Below are 20,853 nucleotides of genomic sequence, written 5' to 3'. Positions count from 1 at the left end.
TGGAAGTGTGGTGACATATGGAGCTGATCTGTACTAATAGGTCGAGGGCTTAACCGAAAGAGGTTAAGGTTTGGATAGAACAAAGAGAGTTATTCTTAAGGAAAGTACGAAAGTGCTTGACAGGATACGGATGTATAAGATATATTTAATGTGCAGTTTTGAAGGAGCAATCCTTTACTTATAGTAATCTATAAGAATGGCCTGGTGGCTCAGCTGGTTAGAGCGCCGCCCTGTCACGGCGGAGGTCGTGGGTTCGAACCCCATCCGGGTCGTTTACAATTATATATTGTAGGTATTTGATATGGGATCTTAGCTCAGCTGGGAGAGCATCTGCCTTACAAGCAGAGGGTCACAGGTTCGAGCCCTGTAGGTCCCATTTATATGCCGACATGGCTCAATGGCAGAGCAGCTGATTTGTAATCAGCAGGTTGTTGGTTCGACTCCGACTGTCGGCTTTTTATTAACAATAATATCTTGGTTGGAAGGCTAGGGTTATTGTTAATTTAATTTTATATGGGTGGATTCCCGAGTGGCCAAAGGGGACAGACTGTAAATCTGCTGGCACTGCCTTCGAAGGTTCGAATCCTTCTCCGCCCATTTGATGAATAATCTTCATCATATATGAATACAATAGTTATAGATGACGCGGGGTAGAGCAGCTCGGAAGCTCGTCGGGCTCATAACCCGAAGGTCACAGGTTCAAATCCTGTCCCCGCTACTTTGCCTAGATAGCTCAGTCGGTAGAGCAGAGGACTGAAAATCCTCGTGTCACTGGTTCGATTCCGGTTCTAGGCACTTATTTATACCATAGGTATTACGTTATGTAGTATCTATGGTTTTTTTGTATCCCAATAATAAATAACAGTAAATAAAAGATGAGAGTGTAACAATGAATTGGAATGGAGATAAGAGTATAAAGATGAATTTAGATAAAACGGGAAAATCGGATAAAACAGGAACTACAAATAAAAATTCAGGCATTAAACCGAATGTTAAATATAATGATATATTGTCTAAGTTAGATAAATATAAAGATGAAAATATAGTACCTATGCATATGCCGGGGGCTAAGAGAAATAAAGAATTAATTGAGTTATATATGGGTGATATGGGAAATCCATATGAGAAAGATATAACGGAGATTAATGGTTTTGATAATATGCACAATGCCGAAACTATTATTAAAGATGCGTTTGATGAGGCGGCGGAGCTTTATGGAGCTGATGAGAGCTGGTATCTGGTAAATGGAAGCACTGCAGGTAATATGTCGGCAATATGCGGAGTTACCCATAAAAATGATGTTGTTATAATGGCAAGAAACTGTCATATATCAGTTTATAATGCAGTTATCCTCAATGAACTGAATCCTGTGTATATTTATCCAGAATATGATGAGGAATATGGGTATTATAAGGGGATAACATTAAAAGAAATTAAGGACATTGTGGATAAATACAGCTCAGACCATGACAGAAATGATATTAAAGCCGTGATACTTACATCACCAACTTATGAGGGAAATGTATCTGATATTAAATCAATAGCAGAGTATCTTCATCAATATAATATTCCATTGATTGTTGATGAGGCTCATGGTGCACATTTTAATTTCTCGGAAAGCTTTCCACAGTCAGCAGTTAAGTGTGGAGCTGATATAGTAATTAACAGTGTGCATAAGACACTTCCATCGCTTACACAGACAGCGATTATGCATATTAATTATGGAATAGTTGATGTAGAACGCATAAGAAGGTATTGGAATATATACCAGTCGACAAGCCCATCGTATATATTAATGTCTTCCATAGCAAGAAGCTTAAGCATTGTTAAGAATGACGGTGATAAATTATTTGCTGAATATGTTGATAAGCTCACTATTTTAAGAAATGGATTGTCAGAATTAAAGCACATCAGGTTAATAAATACAGACGACATATCAAAGCTTGTATTAGGATATAAAGATGCAAAATGGTTATATGACACTTTATTTTATAAATATAAAATCCAGCTTGAAATGTCATCTATAAAGTATGTGATAGCGATGACATCAATATTTGACTCGCAGGAGTATTATGATAGATTTCTTGCGGCATTAAAAGAGATAGACGAAGAATTAGATAATAGAGTTCTTGCGGCATTAAAGGAGATAGACGAAGAAATAGATGAGAGTAGGAGTAAATATAATAATAGAAGTAAAGATGAGATTTTAATTAATGATGAGGATAATGGTAATAAGATAAATGTTGCTGATTTCAGGGATGAGCAGGCGTTGACAATTGCACAAGCATTTAACAGGCGTGATTTATCAGGTTGTGATGAAATTCAGATGAATAATGAGAAGATATATGGTAAGATAAGTGGAGAGTCAGTGTATGTATATCCACCGGGAATACCGATATTATGTCCGGGAGAGGTTATTACACGAAAGATTATTGCAATACTTCAGGCGGCCGGTGAGGCAGGTCTGGAGGTTGTAGGTGTAAAAGAAGGAGCTTTGTTATGCCTGAGATAGCATTTTTAATGGGAAAAAGTTCAAGTGGTAAAGATAATATATTTAAGGCTTTAGTTGGTGATAAGGAGCTAAATCTTAAGACTGTTATTATGTATACAACAAGACCTATGAGAGCTGGAGAAAAAGAAGGTGTAGAGTATTATTATGTAGATAATGAGAAGGCATTGGAGCTTGAAGCGGCGGATAAAGTAATAGAGATGCGGATATATAACACAGTGTATGGAGAGTGGAAGTATTTTACAGTTGATGATGGGCAGATCAGGCTTGGAAGCGGTGACAAGTACATTGTTATAGGTACTATTGAGGCTTACAATAAATTTTGTGCATACTTTGGAAAAGATGCAATATTACCGATATATATAGAAGTCGATGATGGAATAAGGCTTATGAGAGCTATCAACAGGGAACAGAAGCAGGAAGTACCACAGTATGAGGAAATGTGCAGGCGTTTTCTTGCAGACAGTAAAGATTTTTCGGAGGAAAAGATTAAGGAAGCCGGAATTAATCAGAGATTTAGCAACGATGGAACAATAGAGGATTGTATAAGGGACATCAAAGAGGCAATTAAACAGCAGCTTTTATAAATGCAGTAAGAGTGAGTTGGCTTGAATTGTATTAATGATATTTATATGATACAATTATATGATGGTGGACACGAAAGAGAGTAAAGTTATGGATATAAAGATTAATGATATACAGACATCATCTTCAGTTCAGCAGGTGAAGAATACAGAGAGTACGGACAGTAGTTTTAAGTTTACTCTTATTAGTAATATAGAAGAAAAGGATCTTCAGGAAAAGCTTGGCAGTATGATGGAACAGATTACTGAGCAGGGTGAGAAGATTGCAAAGCATATGGATATTAAGGATATGCGAAAGTACAGGGAGCTTGTTAAGGGGTTTCTTAATGAGGTTGTTAACCGTTCCCATAAGTTCTCAAGAGAGAACTTTCTTGATAGACGAGGCAGACACAGAGTATATGGTATTGTTAAACTTGTGGATAAGAATCTTGATGAGCTGGCAGGAGAACTTGTTAAAGAAGAGAAAAATCATCTTGAGATTGTAGGAAGAATTGATGATATCAGGGGTTTATTGCTTGATATATCAGCATAAGATTGGAGTATATAATGAGCACATTTTCAGATATTTATGGATACGATACAATTAAAGAGCATTTACAGAACGCAATTAAATTAGATAAGGTATCACACGCTTACATTATCAATGGAGGGCTTGGTGCTGGAAAGAAGATGATTGCCAAGATATTTGCAAAAGCATTACAGTGTGAGGCAGAAGGCAATAATAAGCCTTGTAATAAATGTCATTCCTGTATACAGACAGAGTCAGGCAATCAGCCTGATATAATATGGGTACGACACGAGAAGCCTGCAAGTATAGGTGTAGATGATGTAAGAGATCAGATAATATCAGATATGCTTATTAAACCATACTCAAGCCGTTATAAGATATACATTATAGATGAGGCTGAGAAGCTTACAGTGCAGGCACAGAATGCACTTCTTAAGACTATAGAAGAGCCACCAGCGTATGGTATTGTTATATTTCTTACGACTAACGCAGACATTTTCTTACAGACTATTATATCAAGATGTGTGCTTCTTGATTTAAAGCCATTAAAGGAAAGCGTAGTTATGGATTATCTTAAGGATAACTATGACGTGTCAGAATATGAACGTAAGTTTGCGGCTGATTTTGCACAGGGTAAGATTGGACGTGCTAAGACTATTATAGAAGGTACGGAATTCGCACATTTAAAGAATAATGTTATGCACGTTATCAAGAATGTGAAGGATATGACGGCGGCAGACATAATGGCAGTTGTTAAAGATGTGACTAATTACAAGCTTACAATAGACGATTATCTTGATCTTATGGCTATGTGGTTCAGGGACGTGCTTATGTTTAAGAGTACCAATGATACGAATTATCTAATATTTAGTGATGAGATTTCGCTTATCAAATCGCAGGCTGAGGTTATGTCATACGAAGGAATTCAGGATATACTTAATTCTATAGATAAAGTAAAGGTAAGACTTAAGGCCAATGTTAATTTTGACTTATGCATAGAACTTCTTATTATGGCTATGAAAGAGGATATGTAGGCAGTTAGTGAATAATTGGCTGATGTTAGGAATTAATATTTGGCAGGATTGGAGATTAAAAATAGATGACTAAAGTTGTTGGTGTTAGATTCAGGCAGGTGGGCAAAATATATTTCTTTGCACCGGGACAGTATAATGTTGAGGTTGGTCAGCACGTTATTGTTGAAACAGCAAGAGGAATTGAGTATGGCCACGTTGTTCTTGGTGAAAGAGAGGTTGAGGATTCAGCAGTTGTACAGCCGCTTAAGGCTATTATCAGAATATCGACACCTGATGATGATGAAAGGGAAGCTAAGAACAGGGAAAAGGAAAAAGAAGCGTATAAGATATGTCTTGAGAAGATTAAGAAGCATAATCTTGAAATGAAGCTTATAAAGGTTGAGTATACATTTGACAATAATAAAGTATTGTTCTACTTTACAGCGGATGGAAGAATTGATTTCAGAGAGCTTGTAAAGGATCTGGCAGCAGTATTTAAGACAAGAATTGAACTTCGTCAGATTGGTGTAAGAGATGAAACTAAGATATTAGGCGGAATTGGTTCTTGTGGAAGACCATTGTGCTGTGCAACATATATGCCAGAGTTCATACCAGTGTCAATTAAGATGGCAAAGGAACAGAATTTATCGCTTAATCCATCAAAGATATCGGGTGTGTGTGGAAGACTTATGTGCTGTCTTAAGAATGAGCAGGAAACTTACGAGGAGCTTAACAGCAACCTTCCTAATGTGGGAGATTATGTTACTACACCTGAGAAGTTAAAGGGTGAGGTATCAAGCGTTAATGTGTTAAGACAGCTTGTTAAGGTAATTGTCACACTTGATGGAGATGAGAAAGAGATAAGAGAGTATCCTGTTGCTGAGCTTAGATTTAAGCCTAAGAGAAGAAACGACAGAATGAATATAGATGATAAAGAGTTAAAAGAACTCGAAGAGCTTGAGAAAAAGGAAGGAAAAGCCCATATTAATGATGACTGATGCTAAGATTAATGCAGGTATTAATGCCAATGAGAGAATTGATGACTTATGCAGGGATAATCTCAGACTAATCCAGAATACAGATGTGTTCTGTTTTGGAATGGATGCTGTGTTGTTGTCTACATTTGCGAAGGCCGGAAAGAACCAGAAGGTGCTTGATATGGGTACTGGAAATGGTGTAATACCAATTCTTATGCAGGCGAAAAATCCAGGCAGTATGTATACAGGCTTGGAAATTCAGGATATCAGTTATGACCTTGCTGTCAGAAATGTTGAACTTAATAGTCTGTCAGACAAGGTTAATATTGTAAAAGGTGATATTAAAGAAGCTTCACATATTTTAGGTGGGGCTTCTTTTAATGTGGTTACAAGCAATCCACCATATATGAATGAAAATCACGGAATTGTTAATCCTGAGAGTGCCAAGGCAATCGCAAGACACGAGCTTCTATGCAGTCTTGAGGACGTTGTAAGGGAAGCTTCAAAGTGCCTTAAGGTTAAGGGACATATGTATATGGTTCACAGACCATCAAGACTTGTAGATATATTTACTTCTATGAAGAATAACCACCTTGAGCCAAAGCGTATAAGGCTTGTGTATCCGCATATAGATAAGCCAGCTAATATGGTGCTTATAGAGGCGGTAAAGGGCGGACGTTCACAGCTTATAGTGGAAGAACCACTTATTGTATACAATAGCGATGGAAGTTACACGGAAGAACTTTTAAAAATGTACAATTAGTATGAATTTAAGAGAGGAGCAGTATGGAAGATAATATTACAGATATTGATTATGATAGTGTGCAGGCACATGAAGAATTTAATGGCTCTCATAATAATAGCGGAGTTGGGCAGTTATATTTGTGTGCAACTCCGATTGGTAATCTTGAGGATATTACGTTCAGGGTGTTAAGGATATTAAAGGAAGTTGATATTATTGCGGCGGAGGATACGAGAAACAGCATAAAGCTGCTTAATCATTTTGAGATTAATACGCCGATGACAAGCTATCATGAATATAACAAGTATGATAAGGCAAAGGTGCTTGTTGAGAAGATGCTTAAAGGAATGTCAGTCGCTGTAATAACTGATGCTGGAACACCTGGAATATCTGACCCGGGAGAGGAGCTTGTAAGGCAGGCACTTGCATCAGGAATTAAGGTATCATCAGTTCCTGGTGCGGCAGCGTGTATAACGGCACTTACAATGTCGGGACAGGCAACAAGACGTTTTGCATTTGAAGCATTTCTTCCGGCGGACAAGAATGAGCGTAAAGACATATTAAAAGAACTTGAAGATGAAACAAGAACAATGATTATATACGAAGCTCCACACAGGCTTTTAAAGACACTTAAAGAGCTTTCTGAGGTGTTAGGAGGAAGCAGGGCAGTTACTATATGCAAGGAACTTACCAAACGCTATGAGAATAGTATGGTTACAACGCTTGCAGAGGCGTGCAGTTATTATGAGAATAACCAGCCAAGGGGCGAGTATGTTCTTGTAATTGCTGGAAAAGACAGAAATGAGCTTAAAGAGGAAGCACAGGCACAGTGGCTTACTATGTCTGAGCAGGAACACGTTGATATGTATATAGCACAGGGACTTGATAAAAAAGAGGCTATGAAGGCAGCAGCCAGGGACAGGGGCGTATCTAAGAGGGATATATATAATAAGCTTCTGGGAAATTAGTTCTTAAAAGAAAAAATGTTACACAAATGTTAAAAACTTATATAAAAGAGTGATTAAAAGAGAGTCTTAGCTAAAATAAATTTAAGAGTAAATTTTAAAATTATAGGTGGAGTGGTACAAATCCCCTTCTTTGTCAGATAATATTTCTGGTAAGGAAGGGGATTTCTTATCTTCTAATCTTCTATTGTATGTTCATTGATAATTGCCTTAATGGCCTTATAAAGGTAAGGCTTGAGCCTGTCAATATCAGCTGGTTCTTTGTAAAGGATTGAGCTGTAGCATGTTGAGCTTATAAGCTCGACAATCATAAACAGCATAATCTCGGGCTCGTTGAGGTTAAGACCAGAGTCTTCAAGCATTTCATAGTAGATATCTTTAAAATTAATGTCGTCATCAGCGACATTGGTTGTAAGAGCCTCTTTAAATATTCCCCACGACAGGTTCTTTGATATAAATGTAAGAAGTGTCTGGTTGGTGTTAAGCACATTAATTATGTGGTCAGCAATAAATATAATCTCCTCAGTAAATGTAATTGTAAACGAATGGTCATTAATCTGCTGTTCTTTTATATGAAGCTCTAATGCACTCACTGCATTTTTAAAGAGCTTGCTTGCCTCGTGAGAAACGAGCTTATTTCTTATATCATATTTATCTTTGAAATACAGATAAAAAGTTCCCTTGGCAATTCCAGCTTTCTGTGAAATCTCGGCAATTGATGTCTTGGAAACACCCTGCGTTGTAAAGAGCTTAAAAGCTGTATCTAAGAGGGAAGTCCTTTTCTGTTGTTTGTTGTTCTCAAGTTTTCCCATAAAATCTCCAATCTAATGCAGGCATAATATTAGTTGTTCTGTCAATTAATATTCTACCATGTTGAAAATAAAAAATCTATAAAAAAATGACTTTTAGTCATTTTGTGCTAGAATAACACTTGCAAAGAAAATGACCAAAAGTCATATTTGAGAGATCACGGTCATATGTATTGAATTGATAATAAATGTAATTAATTAAGAGAGTTATTAATTATTGAGAGGTTATCAGTCCAATCAAAGTAAAATTACGTCGCAGACGTAGAAATGAGGCGAGTTATGGAAAAGTTTGGAAAAGTAATTGTTAAACTCAGAATTCCAATTCTTATTCTGAGTTTCCTGCTTCTTATTCCATCTGCAATCGGATACTTTAATACAAGAGTTAATTACGATATTCTGTATTATCTTCCGAATGAGATAGAGACTATGCAGGGTCAGGACATTCTTATGGATGACTTCAATAAGGGTGCATACGCGATGGTCGTTGTCCAGAATATGGATACGAAGTCTACTGACAGACTTATTAAGAAGGTAGAGAATGTAGACCACGTTGCACAGGTTATTTCTTACACAGGAATAGTTGGTGAAGATGTTCCATCTGAGATTGTTCCATCAAAATTCAGAAAGTATTTCGAGAATGACAGCACAGATACAACTTTATTTGCAATATTCTTCGATAATACAACTTCAAGTGATGATACTATGAATGCTATCATACAGATAAGAGAGCAGACAGAGGGTCAGGCCTTTATAAGTGGTATGTCAGCAGTAGTTACGGATACTAAGAATCTTTCGGAGAAAGAGACACCACTTTATGTACTTATAGCAGTAGTTCTTGTATGTATCGTGCTTGCTATATTTATGGATTCATTTCTTGTACCAGTATTCTTTATGATAAGTATAGGAATGGCAATTGTATACAACTTGGGTTCTAACATTTTATTAGGTGAGGTTTCATATATAACTAAAGCTCTTGCGGCTGTACTTCAGTTAGGTGTTACACTGGATTATTCAATCTTCTTATGGCACAGCTACAAGGAAATGAAGGAAATATATCCGGATGACCACAAGGAAGCGATGGCAGTTGCCATTAGTAATACACTTACATCCGTAGTTGGTTCTTCTATAACAACAGTTGCAGGTTTCATTGCACTTTGCTTTATGAGCTTCACACTTGGTCTTGACCTTGGTATCGTTATGGCAAAGGGTGTTGTATTCGGTGTTATCGGTTGTGTAACAATCCTTCCATCATTGATACTTACATTTGACAGGGCATTAGAGAAGACAATGCATCGTGAGATTATGCCAAACTTCGATAAGCTTGCTACATTTATAGTAAACCACTCATGGATATTTGTAATTGTCTTTGTTGTATTATTAGGACCTGCTATATATGGACAGAATCATACATCAGTATATTATGATTTGTCTGATACACTTCCAGATGACCTTGCCTGCTCACAGGCTAATAAGAAGCTGGAAGAAAACTTTGATATGAATTCAATCTATATGATACTTGCTGACTCTAGTATGTCTACAGATACAGCTAACGAAATGCTTGATAAGTTAGGTGATGTAGACGGTGTACAGTTCGCACTCGGACTTGACACAGCACTTAAGTCTGGTATTCCACAGGAATTCTTACCGGCTAAGACAGTATCAGAGCTTAAGGGTGAAGATTATCAGATAATGATGATTGCTACAGATTACAAAATAGCATCAGATGAAATTAACAATCAGATTAGTAAGGTGAATGATATTGTAAAGTCTTACGATTCTAAGGCAATGGTAGTTGGTGAAGCTCCTTGTACCAAGGATCTTATCACTATAACAGATAAGGACTTTAAGACAGTCAGTGCGGTATCAATAGTAGCTATATTTGTTATTATCCTGTTCGTACTTAAATCAATATCGCTTCCAATTATACTTGTTTCAGCAATCGAATTTGCTATCTTTGTTAATATGGGTATTCCATATTTTACGCATACACAGATACCATTTATTGCATCAGTAGTTATCGGTACTATCCAGCTTGGTGCAACAGTCGATTATGCTATTCTTATGACAACAAGATATAAGAAGGAAAGAAGCCAGGGATACGCTAAGAAGGAAGCAATCCAGATAGCTCTTTCAACATCAATACCATCAATTATTGTTAGTGCGCTTGGTTTCTTTGCCGCAACATTTGGTGTTGGATGTATAGCTTCAGTTGATATGATTGGTTCGCTTTGTACACTTATGGCGCGTGGTGCAATTATAAGTATGTTCGTAGTTATCTTCATACTTCCATCATTGTTTGTATTATGTGATAAGCTCATTATCAATACAAGTATAGGATTTAAGCCTAAGAAGAATCAGGATATGTAATCAGAAAGATGTATGAACGGGTCAAAGGTGTATATGCCGTAACAGATATAAGAATATATCAGGAAGTAAGAAAATGGAGGAATAGTTATGGTTAAGAAGACTTTATTTAAATATAGTTCAGTATTATTAAGTGTTGTTCTTATTGCTTCAACACTTACAGGCTGTGGCACTAGCACAGCATATAATCAGACAGGCAGTGAGGTTGCAATAAGCAGTGAGGCTGCTTCTAATACAGAGAATATTATAACAAATGCTATTAAGAACGAGCTTTCAATATCAAATACAAGTACATTAAAGACAAATACAAGAGACGAGATGGTATATGTATTTGATAAGGCAGACGGAACTCAGGATCACGTTCTTGTAACAGAAAAGGTTACTGATTCTAAGGGCGAAACAACAACTAACCAGAGCACATCTGATAAGACTGCTCCTGTTTCAATAAAGGTTACTTACAAGTTAAATGGTGTTGAAACTAAGCCAGAAGATATGATTGGCAAGAGTGGTAAGGTTACTATCAGATATGACTATACTAACAATGAGAAGAAGAATATAACAGTTAATGGAAAGTCACAGATAGCTTATGTTCCATTTACTATGATTACAGGAACACTTCTTCCAACAGATAAGTTCAGTAATGTAGAAGTTACTAACGGCAAGGTAAGCAAGGTTGGCGATAATATCATTGCACTTGGTATGGCTATGCCAGGCTTAAAGAATACTTTAAACCTTAAGTTTGATGGTGAAAGCCTTGATATGGATATTCCAGAATACTTTGAAATATCAGCAGATGTAGAGGATTTCGAGCTTGATATGTCTATGTCAGTTGCTACAACAAGCACACTTAATGATATAGATACAGATGATTTCTCACTTGCTAAGCTTGAAGATAAGATGAATGAGCTTCAGTCAGCAGCTGACCAGCTTACAGATGGAACAGTTACTCTCCAGAATGGTACACAGACACTTTCTGACAGTATTCCAGCACTTACAGATGGCGTGAACCAGTTAAATGATGGTGCAAGCCAGCTTAAAGATGGTATCTATGCTTATACAGATGGTGCTACAGCTCTGGCAGCAGGTGCAGGACAGCTTAAGGATGGTATCAGTGCATACACAGCAGGAGCTAACCAGCTTGGTGCAGGTGCAGGACAGTTACAGTCAGGTTTAAAGACTTATACTGATGGTGTAGGAGCACTTAATGCAGGTTCAGGCACATTACAGAGTGGTCTTTCAACATATACAGGCGGTGTTGCCAGTGCGGCAGCAGGTGCAGTTTCATTACAGACAGGTTTAAAGGCTTATACAGATGGTGTTGCTAGTGCAGAGGCAGGAGCTTCACAATTAAATGAAGGAATAAAGAGCATTAAGACAGCACTTATTGGAAATGTTGTTAAGGAACTTGCAGCTAATTCAACAGCTTATAAGATGAATTCTGTAGCAGACTCAACAGGAAAGACTGTTATGGAGCAGGCAGCTGATTTACAGAAATTAGGAACAGCATTAGGTCTTAGTGATGTAACTATAGCAACAGACCTTAGTGATCTGGGTAAGAAGAGCAGTAGTGAGGCAGCAACAGATATATCAGCTTATTTTGTAAAGTATCTTACAGCTTATACAACTAATATAATAACAGAGACATATACAGAAGCTATGACAAGCGGTAAGCCATATTCTCCACAGGTATCACAGGCTGGTTCAAAGGATTATGTATATGTTAACCAGTTAGGACTACTTATTAAGGCTGCTGGTAATATAGGGGCTTCAAGTGCATTAGATGCAGTTGTTAGCAATCTTAGCAATAATGAAACTATTAATGCAGCATTAAAGCAGCTTACAGAAGGAAGCCAGTCATTAACAGACGGACTTGGTGAACTTGTTAAGAATAACGATACACTTAACGCAGGTGCATCACAGCTTAATGCAGGACTTGCACAGCTTAGTGGTAACAATGATACACTTAATGGTGGTATAGCACAGATAAGCGCAGGACTTGCACAGCTTAGCGATAACAATGATACACTTAATGGTGGTATAGCACAGATAAGTGCAGGACTTGCACAGCTTAACGACAATAATGATGCACTTAACGGTGGTATTGAACAGATAGCTGGTGGTTTCAGCACACTTAATTCTAACAATGAAGCTTTAAGAAGTGGTTCTACACAGCTTGCTGATGGAACATCAACACTTAAGTCATCTTCTGTAACTTTAGCAGATGGCGTAACACAGCTTAATGATGGTGCTATAACACTTAAAGATGGTATGGCAGAATTCAATGAGACAGGTATTAAGGCTATTACAAGTCTTGTTGGAGATGATGCTGATACAGCAGTAGATACAATCAAGGAAGTAATCAAGCTTGGTCAGAATTACAACACATTCCTTGGTAAATCAGATGGTAAGGACAATTCAGTAACATTTATATATAAGACAGCTGAATTAACTAAATAAGCTTACTTTTCCAAAACTCTCATATATAAATTATGCCGGCCAGGTCGGCGGAAAGATTAATAATCTTTCAAAAAATCCCCACAGAAGTTCATATCTGTGGGGATTTTACTATGCAGTCAGTGTGTTATAGGTTACGCTGTTAGACAGCATAGCTATATGTTAATATAATTACATAGACATTATAAATGCTATGATATGCTTTTAAAATAATCTTCAAGCCTTGTAAATGTCTTAATAAGTACGGCGGCTTCATCTTCGCTTAAATCGTCAGTTATATGTTTAATCATATCCCGATGAAATCTCATATGGTGAGTGTATGCCGCATTACCCTTTGGTGTGAGGGAAGCATATACGACACGGCGGTCTTCTTCACTTCTTGTCCTTATTACATATCCCTTTTTAACAAGTCCGTTAATGCCGACTGTAAGAGTTCCCATAGTCACGCCTAAGGCCTTGGATATTGTTCCCATAGTGCGTGGCTCTTTAATTCCGATAGCTTCAATTATGTGCATATCAGTAACTGTGATGTCAGAAAATTCATCTGTAATTAAAGCCTTTTCTTCAATGTTCATTATATCATTGAATAAAGTTACTAAAATAGAGTTCAATGATTCGTAAATGTCCATAGGTATTACTTTCCTCGCTTCAAAATATTTTTAATTATACAATGAAATGGTGTGTTAATGCAACAAAATACTGCGGTATTTATGAGTTAATGCGTTAAATACAATTTGCAATTTTATAGGATAAGTAGTATCATTAAATGGAGTATTATTTTGACAATATAGAGCAATAAAAGTACAGATTATTGCCATAAAATATTACTTAATATCAGGTTTAAAGTTTAATGATAGATGGAGGCACGTATGAAGTTCATAGCAATTGGCGAATTGATGTTAAGATTGTCACCACCTAACTATGAGAAGATAGTTACAACCCACAATTTCATAGTTAACTATGGTGGAGCAGAAGCCAACGTAGCAGTTTCACTCGCTAACCTTGGTGTAGATTCAACATTTTTTACAGTATTACCTAACACAGACCTTGGTAAGTCTTGTATCAACTACCTTAAGGCTAATGATGTACACACTAAGCACATTATCAAGTCTGACGGAAGAATGGGACTTTATTACCTTGAAGAAGGTGTTTCAGTAAGACCTTCACAGGTAATATATGATAGAGGAAGCTCAGCATTTGCTGAATATGATTATAAGGATGTAGATTTTGAGAACATCTTAAAGGATTATGACTGGTTACATTTAAGTGGCATCACACCAGCTCTTTCATATAACTGCCGTTGTCTTATAGATAAGGCTATCAAGGCAGCTAAGAAGCTTGGACTTACGGTAAGCTTTGATCCTAATTTCAGAAGTACATTATGGTCTTTTGAAACAGCAAGGGATGTACTCAGCAGATATCTTCCATATGTAGATGTACTTATAGGTATTGAGCCTATCCATGTATACAATGCAGATGGTACAGATGTTAAGGACGGCCTTACTATGGATCCATCATTTGAGGATATGGACAGAGTATTCAAGGCTATTGATGAGCAGTACCATATGAAAGCAATTGCAAGAACAGTACGTTATGTTCATTCAGGAAGTAATAACTCTCTTAAGGCTTTCTACTATGCTGACGGAAAGACTTACGAAAGCAAGACACTCAATTTTGAGATTGTTGACCGTGTTGGTGGTGGAGATGCATTCTCTTCTGGTCTTATCTATGCTCTTATGCAGAATGACTGGAAGCACGAAGATATCGTCAATTTCGCAGTAGCTTCTTCAGTAATGAAGCACGCTATCCGCGGCGATACTAACATCACAAGCGTTGACCAGATTAAACGACTTATGAATAATGCTTCATTTGATGTGCAGAGATAATAAGCGTAGGTCATACAGAAGGAAGGTCTAAGGAAAATCAGTACTTGAATAATGATTTTCCCTAGACCTTCTTCATATGAGATTAATAACAGATAGATTATGGTTAATATACCGGAGGATATATGAAAAAAATAAAAGAACTTATGCCGGAGGCATATGATTTTAATGGAAAGCTTTCATTAAAACAGGCGATACCACTTGGACTTCAGCACGTTATGGCGATGTTTGTAGGAAATCTTACACCGTTGCTTATTATTACAGGAGCCTGTGGTATTGGAGCAGGAAGTGAGTATGCATCTATTCAGGTTGCACTTTTACAGAATGCTATGATTATAGCTGGTATTGTAACACTTATACAGTTGTTTTCAATTGGACCTGTTGGAGGCAAGGTGCCTATTATTATGGGTACAAGCTCTGGATTTATCGGAGTATTCAGCAGTATAACAAAGGTTATGGGAGGCGGAGTATTAGCCTATGGTGCAATTATGGGAGCATCCATTATAGGTGGTCTTTTTGAAACTGTGCTTGGTGCATTTATTAAGCCTTTAAGAAGATTTTTCCCATCAGTTGTAACAGGAACTGTTGTGCTTTCTATTGGACTGTCACTTATTTCTGTTGGTATCAATTCATTCGGTGGTGGAAACGGGGCTAAAGACTTTGGCTCATTAGAGAATCTGTTTCTGGCGTTTGTTGTGCTTATTGTTATATTATTCGTTAAGCACTGGACAAAGGGATATCTTAGTTCATCATCTATACTGATTGGAATTATAGTTGGTTATATTGTAGCAGCTATTATGGGCTGTGTGCTTCCACATACAGCAGTTAATGCTGAGGGAGTTGAATATACTAAGTCATGGGTACTTAACTGGAATAAGGTTGCAGAAGCTAAGTGGATTGCGATTCCTAAGTTCATGCCAGTTAAGCCAGTGTTTGACTTAAGAGCAATACTTCCTGTGCTTGTTATGTTTGTTGTAACAGCAGTAGAAACTGTTGGAGATATATCAGGTGTTATGGTCGGTGGAGTAGGAAGAGAAGCGACAGATAAAGAACTTTCAGGCGGAGTTATGTGTGATGGTTTAGGTTCATCGCTTGCAGCACTTTTCGGTGTGCTTCCTAATACATCATTCAGCCAGAATGTTGGCCTTGTTGCAATGACTAAGGTTGTTAACAGAATTGCACTTGCATCTGGTGCTGTATTCCTTATATTATGTGGTCTTATTCCTAAGCTTGGAGCATTAATATCAATCATGCCACAGTCAGTACTTGGTGGTGCGGCAGTTATGATGTTCTCATCAATTATTGTAAGTGGTATCCAGCTTATCACTAAGGAGCCGCTTGATGCAAGAAGGCTTTCTATTGTATCGGTTGCACTTGGTGTAGGCTATGGTATGGGTGTAAGCCCTGCAATCCTTGCACATACACCACAGGCAGTACAGCTTATGTTTGGTGAGTCTGGTATTGTTCCAGCAGCATTTGTAGCAATATTACTTAACATAATTCTTCCTAAGGATAAAGCTGAGGAAACGGTTAAAGAAGTTGTTTCAGAAGAAGCAGCAACAATAAAGGAAAAGGCTGTAACTAAATAAGGTACAGCAATTAGCGAAGATACCGGGAAAGACGAATAAGGTCATCAGGAGTATCAATATCATATAATTCATATTCATCCTGTGCAGGAACTAAAACAACCTGTGCAGGATGTTTTTTTGCAATAAAGCCGCCACCCTTGCCCTGTGGAAGTGTAAGGAGCTCATTATAATAGCACTCAGGAAATATTACTGGTGCGCCTGCGTTTTCGTTGAAGGCAAGCCGGCATATCTTATTATTATTATTAATATTATTATTATTGAAATAATTATTATTGGCATTGCTGGATTTATCTGTGCTGTTACAAGCAAAATAACTGCTGTTGTAGTAAATAAATAAAAGGCACAGCAGCTGAAGGCTTGTCTTAGTGATAAGCGGCTGGTCTGATGGAAGAAATAATATCCCTTGGGTGCAGCAGCTTTTGTGTCTGTTAGTTTCCTTTAGAATACGTGAAACACCAAGACGTACCATATCATTTCTGTAAGGCATATTGTGTTTAATGCAATGTATATGTTCCCGTTCACATATCTGTACAAGCTCATCATGACGGGTTACGGCAAGAGTTTTACCAAAGCTTACAAAGTGGCTTATATTTATCGCATTTTCAAAGAGAGTGTTGTTGTTGAAGGAGGCTAAAAGCTTGTTGGTACCGAATCTTTTTGACATACCGGATGCCATAATAATGCACGAAATAGAGCTGAAGGTATTATCAATATCGATTAAAAGTACATCAGATCTGCTTTTAATACTGTCAAGAAATTCTGTGGATTGTTTTCTGATGACCGCTAATACGCGTGAGTTATCAAGAAGACTTTTAATGTTCTCCTGAAAAGGGATACAGGAGCTTTCCAGATAACCAAGCTCGTCAATAACAAATACACTATCAGCAGAGGTCATAAGATGCTTCATAATGGCAGGACAGGCGCAGTTAATAAAGCCATCCTCTACGGAGGTCATGTTGTTGCCTTTTTTAGGGGAAACAGGAGTGAGTGTACGTGGTCTGCCAATCACATATTCTTTTCCATCATCTATAAGATTGGATTTAATAACAACTTCTGGTGTGTCTGTTCTGCGGCTTATCAGATAATTGAAATTGAAAAAATCAGACATATCCATAGTTTCTTCAAGCTGGTTTAAAATGTTGTTTAACAGATATGATTTGCCACTTCCCCGGTCTCCCGTAATAAAAAGATGTTTTTTATCTGACATCTTAAAAAATGTAATTACAGCCAAAGCATCTAAATAACAATTATCCATAGAATAAATAAGTCACCTCGTTTCACTAAATGATTTTATAACGTATGTGTGTCTGGTGAGAATAGACATTTATACGCAGTATAGGTATAGGTCTATAATGCCACAACTACGCGGTGGGTTTTATGGTTAATGTCAGTACATTCAATGACATTAATATTATCATATATAAGAGACATCTTTTCATTAATAATATCAAGAGAGTCTGTATGTGTATTAATGGTGCTAAGGATTGTCCCAGACTTCATAAGAAGTATATTATCGCAGTATTCTAAAGCAAGCTCAGGGCTGTGAATACACATTAGGGCGCATCTGCCATCGGATACAATACTTCTTATGTGCTGCATAAGAAGATGACGGTTAGAAAAATCAAGTGCACTATCCGGTTCATCGAGAAGAAGCAGTGGGGAAGCCTCTATTATGGTGCGTGCCAGAATACATAACTGCTTCTGCCCTTCGCTTAAAGCTAAGAAGTCTGATTCGTATAAACCCTTAAGTCCAACCATATCAATAGCTTTATCCACACGCCTGAGCATATCTGTGGTGTAGCCTCCAAGTATGTGCATATGAGGATTGAAGCCAAGCAGACATACATCCCTGACGGTCATGCTTATAGTAAGATTGTTTCTTTGGGGAATGTAGCTTATGAGCTGTGCCTTTTTTTTAACAGAGAGGTTTTCAAGTAAGTGTTCATTAAGCTGACATTTTCCGTTGTGTTTTATAAGTCCCATGATGGCCTTAATAAGAGAGGTTTTACCACAGCCGTTATTGCCAATAACAGCATTAAGCTGTCCAGGCATAAGGTCAAAGCTTACGTTATCAACCGCACAGGTGCTGCCGTAATATACTGATATTCCGTCTGCGGAAAATGTATTATTGAATAAATCGGACATCATAACGCCTCCTTTTTATTAGCTCTGATAAGCAGAATGATAAGCAGTGGAGCACCAAGAAGTGAGGTAAATATACTGACTGGCAGCTCTGATGGGGATACACTTCTTGCCAGTATATCAGCAAGTGTCAGTAAAATAGCTCCTGTGAAGCCACTTGTTATGTATGTAAATATGTCATTACGCTTTGTAAGAAGTCTGGCAATATGAGGTGCGATAAGTCCGATAAAGCTTATAAGCCCCGTAACACATATTATTGATGATACTACTAATGTAGCAAGCATTAATATGATAAAACGCAGACTTGTTACATGTACACCTAGTGATACAGCTTCCTCTTCACTTGTAGAGAGAATGAGAATCTGTCTGTATAACAAAGCCATTATAATAAAGCCGGTAAGTGTCGTGAGAAATGGAATAGCAAGGCTGTCTCTTGAAATACCATTAAGGCTTCCCATAATCCAGTATTCGATTGAAGCAAGTTGTTTTTCAGGATCTGCAGCAAGCTTTAGAAACATAAGTATAGTCTGTGCCACAGAATGAATAGCTATACCGGCAAGCACGATAGTATAACTGTTTCTGCCAGGGACAAGATAAGCCGTAAGCAGAGTTATTATGAGTGCTGTAACAGCTCCGATAAAAGCAGATATGGAGATGACTGGAACAGAAGCAGAAACTGCGACTATTGCAAGAGCAGCACCGGCACTTGCACCGGAGGAAACGCCAACGATATCGGGAGATGCCAGAGGGTTTTTAAATATAAGCTGATATATATAACCTGATATTGAAAGCCCAAAACCACCTATAACACCCATAAGGGCGCGGGGAAGCCTGAGCCTTTTAAAGACCATAATAGACATAGTATCACCAGACAGTAAGCTCTTTAATGTGAGTGGATACTGTCCGGTAATGACAGACCATACAAGTACTACTATAAGAAGCAGTACCTGTATGACTGATAAAAGTATAATTTTGTTCCGGTAATTAGAAGTATTTTTGAACATAAATCATCCTTATTTAGCAGGTGTGAATCCATAAAAGCTTTCATAGAATTTAGTTACACATTCTTCATAGAAATCCTTAGTAACCTTTTCTGGATGAAGAACAGAGGCAATATATATGCTTCCTAAGAAGCTTGCTGGTACAGGTGAATCCCATGCTTCTATATCACCAGGAAGTTTTACAACCTTTTTATTCTTAACAGCATTGCAGTCTGCAAGATTAGCATCATTTATAACGTCATCTACTGAGTAAGTTGCATCGGCAGCTATTATAATGTAATCAGGGTTCCAGGCAAGAAGCTGTTCATATGAAACATTTGCCCAGTAAGTATCTGTAAGCTCAGAGGCTGCATTCTTTCCGCCTGCATTGCTAAGTAATGTGTTCTGATACATCTTGCTTCCGGCTGTTGAAAGAACAGAGCTGTTGCCCGCAAGATATACTAAAGGAGTGCTCTCACCTGCAAGCTTGGCTTTATTATCAGCTAAAAATGTATCGATAGAATTGTTAAGTGCATCAGAGCGTCCGATTGTGTTAGTTATTTTACCAACAAGTGTTATACATTCCTTAAGGAGCGTTGCATCCTCAGGATTAACAACAACAGCCTTGATACCAAGACCTTCAAGTGTATCTGCAGCTTTTTTTAACTTCATAGGAAGGAATACAACATCAGGTGCTGCTGCAACACAGGCTTCTGTGTTGAATTCCTTAGCTGTTCCCATATTAGGGAGACTTACAATGGATGGAGCTGCAAGCTTATAGATGTTTCGTGTATTAGCCTTAGCTTCGATTCCCACAAGCTTATCCTTTAATCCAAGTGCAAGGAGAAGACTTGTAGAGATATAGTAAGATGAAGCAATCTTTTCAGGTGCTTTTTCAAAAGTTACTGTTCGTCCTGCCTGGTCGGTAACAGTAAGAGGGTAGCTTGTGCTTACCTCGTTGAATTGTGACATGACATCAAAGGCTGATGTTGAAGCAGCCTGTGTAGTACTGTCGTTTGCAGCAGAACTGCCACATGCTACAGTTGATATAAGCATGAGCACTGCAAGAACTAAAGCGGTTAATCTTTTAAATTTCTTCATAAATATCCTCATTTCTACTTTTTTGGCACACTAATTTATGTTGATCAGAATATATCTGATAGTAATGGTTAAAAGATATGTGCGAATGAATTTTATCAGATTGACAAGGCTTTTACAAGTCAGTATAGTTATATTATGATGTAATTAAGAAACGGTCAGGAAAGAGGTTAAATGTTGTTTGAGCTGCACAGCATGACTTTTATTTCTGGCATAAGTATGATCAAAATGAGGAG

At 37.6% G+C, this 20,853-nt stretch carries 17 protein-coding genes and 6 tRNA genes; 17 read left to right on the top strand and 6 right to left on the bottom strand.

Annotated elements, in window-relative coordinates:
• Positions 1 to 198 precede the first annotated feature (198 nt).
• From C7390_RS11995 to rsmI, 13 genes are all read left to right on the top strand, one after another.
• Positions 199 to 272: transfer RNA gene (locus tag C7390_RS11995), tRNA-Asp, on the top strand.
• Between the two features lie 31 nt (positions 273 to 303).
• A tRNA-Val gene (locus C7390_RS11990) sits at positions 304 to 376 on the top strand.
• 7 nt (positions 377 to 383) lie between these two features.
• A tRNA-Thr gene (locus C7390_RS11985) sits at positions 384 to 455 on the top strand.
• A 60-nt stretch (positions 456 to 515) separates the two neighbouring features.
• Positions 516 to 597 (top strand) — tRNA-Tyr (locus C7390_RS11980).
• A 47-nt stretch (positions 598 to 644) separates the two neighbouring features.
• Positions 645 to 718: transfer RNA gene (locus tag C7390_RS11975), tRNA-Met, on the top strand.
• A 4-nt stretch (positions 719 to 722) separates the two neighbouring features.
• A tRNA-Phe gene (locus tag C7390_RS11970) sits at positions 723 to 795 on the top strand.
• A gap of 94 nt (positions 796 to 889) precedes the next feature.
• Positions 890 to 2,512 (top strand): aminotransferase class I/II-fold pyridoxal phosphate-dependent enzyme, encoded by a 1,623-nt coding sequence (locus C7390_RS11965; RefSeq protein WP_116444255.1) that lies wholly within the window; start codon positions 890 to 892, stop codon positions 2,510 to 2,512.
• On the top strand, positions 2,500 to 3,096 hold the full coding sequence (locus C7390_RS11960; RefSeq protein WP_055176729.1) for a nucleoside/nucleotide kinase family protein: 597 nt from the start codon (positions 2,500 to 2,502) through the stop codon (positions 3,094 to 3,096). Before C7390_RS11965 ends, C7390_RS11960 begins: the two co-directional genes overlap by 13 nt.
• An 88-nt stretch (positions 3,097 to 3,184) precedes the next feature.
• Positions 3,185 to 3,625 (top strand): YaaR family protein, encoded by a 441-nt coding sequence (locus tag C7390_RS11955; RefSeq protein ID WP_022501530.1) that lies wholly within the window; start codon positions 3,185 to 3,187, stop codon positions 3,623 to 3,625.
• Between the two features lie 14 nt (positions 3,626 to 3,639).
• Positions 3,640 to 4,635, top strand: a complete 996-nt coding sequence (locus tag C7390_RS11950; protein WP_116444254.1) for a DNA polymerase III subunit — start codon at positions 3,640 to 3,642, stop codon at positions 4,633 to 4,635.
• Between the two features lie 65 nt (positions 4,636 to 4,700).
• Positions 4,701 to 5,612, top strand: coding sequence for a PSP1 domain-containing protein (locus C7390_RS11945; RefSeq protein ID WP_055176736.1), 912 nt, complete (start codon positions 4,701 to 4,703; stop codon positions 5,610 to 5,612).
• On the top strand, positions 5,602 to 6,354 hold the full coding sequence (locus C7390_RS11940; protein ID WP_242854161.1) for a tRNA1(Val) (adenine(37)-N6)-methyltransferase: 753 nt from the start codon (positions 5,602 to 5,604) through the stop codon (positions 6,352 to 6,354). Before C7390_RS11945 ends, C7390_RS11940 begins: the two co-directional genes overlap by 11 nt.
• A gap of 23 nt (positions 6,355 to 6,377) precedes the next feature.
• Positions 6,378 to 7,301 carry a 16S rRNA (cytidine(1402)-2'-O)-methyltransferase gene (rsmI, locus tag C7390_RS11935; protein WP_116444253.1) on the top strand — a complete coding sequence of 308 codons (924 nt, stop codon included), beginning with the start codon at positions 6,378 to 6,380 and terminating at the stop codon, positions 7,299 to 7,301.
• Positions 7,302 to 7,474: 173 nt separating this feature from the next.
• On the opposite strand, the gene C7390_RS11930 is transcribed toward rsmI, so the two are convergent.
• Entirely contained in the window at positions 7,475 to 8,110 is a 636-nt protein-coding gene (locus C7390_RS11930; protein WP_055306935.1) for a TetR/AcrR family transcriptional regulator, read from the bottom strand.
• 276 nt (positions 8,111 to 8,386) lie between these two features.
• Here C7390_RS11930 and C7390_RS11925 point away from each other — a divergent pair, with 276 nt between their 5' ends.
• Both C7390_RS11925 and C7390_RS11920 read left to right on the top strand, forming a co-directional pair.
• A complete protein-coding gene (locus C7390_RS11925) occupies positions 8,387 to 10,474 on the top strand; it encodes an efflux RND transporter permease subunit (protein WP_055176741.1) in 2,088 nt (695 codons plus the stop codon).
• Between the two features lie 87 nt (positions 10,475 to 10,561).
• Positions 10,562 to 12,928: a YhgE/Pip domain-containing protein gene (locus C7390_RS11920; RefSeq protein WP_116444252.1), complete on the top strand. Its 2,367-nt coding sequence runs from the start codon at positions 10,562 to 10,564 to the stop codon at positions 12,926 to 12,928.
• 188 nt (positions 12,929 to 13,116) lie between these two features.
• On the opposite strand, the gene C7390_RS11915 is transcribed toward C7390_RS11920, so the two are convergent.
• Complete coding sequence (locus C7390_RS11915; protein ID WP_055176747.1) at positions 13,117 to 13,554, bottom strand: MarR family winged helix-turn-helix transcriptional regulator; 438 nt, start codon at positions 13,552 to 13,554, stop codon at positions 13,117 to 13,119.
• Positions 13,555 to 13,794: 240 nt separating this feature from the next.
• Here C7390_RS11915 and C7390_RS11910 point away from each other — a divergent pair, with 240 nt between their 5' ends.
• The gene (locus C7390_RS11910) at positions 13,795 to 14,811 is read left to right on the top strand and encodes a sugar kinase (protein ID WP_318295690.1); all 1,017 of its coding nucleotides are present in this window, start codon (positions 13,795 to 13,797) and stop codon (positions 14,809 to 14,811) included.
• Positions 14,812 to 14,933: 122 nt separating this feature from the next.
• Positions 14,934 to 16,397, top strand: coding sequence for a uracil-xanthine permease family protein (locus C7390_RS11905; RefSeq protein ID WP_082421648.1), 1,464 nt, complete (start codon positions 14,934 to 14,936; stop codon positions 16,395 to 16,397).
• A gap of 10 nt (positions 16,398 to 16,407) precedes the next feature.
• Here the strand turns inward: C7390_RS11905 and C7390_RS11900 are convergent, their stop codons facing one another.
• The 4 genes from C7390_RS11900 to C7390_RS11885 all read right to left on the bottom strand — a co-directional run bounded on the left by C7390_RS11900 (position 16,408) and on the right by C7390_RS11885 (position 20,620).
• A complete protein-coding gene (locus tag C7390_RS11900; protein ID WP_116444250.1) occupies positions 16,408 to 17,652 on the bottom strand; it encodes an NTP transferase domain-containing protein in 1,245 nt (414 codons plus the stop codon).
• A 92-nt stretch (positions 17,653 to 17,744) separates the two neighbouring features.
• Positions 17,745 to 18,542: an ABC transporter ATP-binding protein gene (locus C7390_RS11895; RefSeq protein ID WP_055176756.1), complete on the bottom strand. Its 798-nt coding sequence runs from the start codon at positions 18,540 to 18,542 to the stop codon at positions 17,745 to 17,747.
• The gene (locus tag C7390_RS11890; protein ID WP_090140934.1) at positions 18,542 to 19,543 is read right to left on the bottom strand and encodes a FecCD family ABC transporter permease; all 1,002 of its coding nucleotides are present in this window, start codon (positions 19,541 to 19,543) and stop codon (positions 18,542 to 18,544) included. Before C7390_RS11890 ends, C7390_RS11895 begins: the two co-directional genes overlap by 1 nt.
• Before the next feature lie 9 nt (positions 19,544 to 19,552).
• Positions 19,553 to 20,620, bottom strand: coding sequence for an ABC transporter substrate-binding protein (locus C7390_RS11885; RefSeq protein ID WP_116444249.1), 1,068 nt, complete (start codon positions 20,618 to 20,620; stop codon positions 19,553 to 19,555).
• Between the last annotated feature and the right edge of the window lie 233 nt (positions 20,621 to 20,853).

Source organism: Bacteroides galacturonicus (assembly GCF_003096855.1).
Lineage (GTDB): Bacteria > Bacillota > Clostridia > Lachnospirales > Lachnospiraceae > Lachnospira > Lachnospira rogosae.
Note: the sequence above shows the minus strand (reverse complement) of the source record. Positions and strands in the feature narration are given on the sequence as shown.

What these genes read in the sequence shown, in the direction of transcription:
- C7390_RS11960 (WP_055176729.1), top strand. Translation starts at nt 2,500, where the DNA reads ATGCCTGAGATAGCATTTTTAATGGGAAAAAGTTCAAGTGGTAAAGAT.
- C7390_RS11965 (WP_116444255.1), top strand. Translation starts at nt 890, where the DNA reads ATGAATTGGAATGGAGATAAGAGTATAAAGATGAATTTAGATAAAACG.
- C7390_RS11955 (WP_022501530.1), top strand. Translation starts at nt 3,185, where the DNA reads ATGGATATAAAGATTAATGATATACAGACATCATCTTCAGTTCAGCAG.
- C7390_RS11950 (WP_116444254.1), top strand. Translation starts at nt 3,640, where the DNA reads ATGAGCACATTTTCAGATATTTATGGATACGATACAATTAAAGAGCAT.
- C7390_RS11910 (WP_318295690.1), top strand. Translation starts at nt 13,795, where the DNA reads ATGAAGTTCATAGCAATTGGCGAATTGATGTTAAGATTGTCACCACCT.
- C7390_RS11885 (WP_116444249.1), bottom strand. Translation starts at nt 20,620, where the DNA reads ATGAAGAAATTTAAAAGATTAACCGCTTTAGTTCTTGCAGTGCTCATG.
- C7390_RS11925 (WP_055176741.1), top strand. Translation starts at nt 8,387, where the DNA reads ATGGAAAAGTTTGGAAAAGTAATTGTTAAACTCAGAATTCCAATTCTT.
- C7390_RS11890 (WP_090140934.1), bottom strand. Translation starts at nt 19,543, where the DNA reads ATGTTCAAAAATACTTCTAATTACCGGAACAAAATTATACTTTTATCA.
- C7390_RS11940 (WP_242854161.1), top strand. Translation starts at nt 5,602, where the DNA reads ATGATGACTGATGCTAAGATTAATGCAGGTATTAATGCCAATGAGAGA.
- C7390_RS11905 (WP_082421648.1), top strand. Translation starts at nt 14,934, where the DNA reads ATGAAAAAAATAAAAGAACTTATGCCGGAGGCATATGATTTTAATGGA.
- C7390_RS11900 (WP_116444250.1), bottom strand. Translation starts at nt 17,652, where the DNA reads ATGGATAATTGTTATTTAGATGCTTTGGCTGTAATTACATTTTTTAAG.
- C7390_RS11895 (WP_055176756.1), bottom strand. Translation starts at nt 18,542, where the DNA reads ATGTCCGATTTATTCAATAATACATTTTCCGCAGACGGAATATCAGTA.
- C7390_RS11945 (WP_055176736.1), top strand. Translation starts at nt 4,701, where the DNA reads ATGACTAAAGTTGTTGGTGTTAGATTCAGGCAGGTGGGCAAAATATAT.
- C7390_RS11915 (WP_055176747.1), bottom strand. Translation starts at nt 13,554, where the DNA reads ATGGACATTTACGAATCATTGAACTCTATTTTAGTAACTTTATTCAAT.
- C7390_RS11930 (WP_055306935.1), bottom strand. Translation starts at nt 8,110, where the DNA reads ATGGGAAAACTTGAGAACAACAAACAACAGAAAAGGACTTCCCTCTTA.
- C7390_RS11920 (WP_116444252.1), top strand. Translation starts at nt 10,562, where the DNA reads ATGGTTAAGAAGACTTTATTTAAATATAGTTCAGTATTATTAAGTGTT.
- rsmI (WP_116444253.1), top strand. Translation starts at nt 6,378, where the DNA reads ATGGAAGATAATATTACAGATATTGATTATGATAGTGTGCAGGCACAT.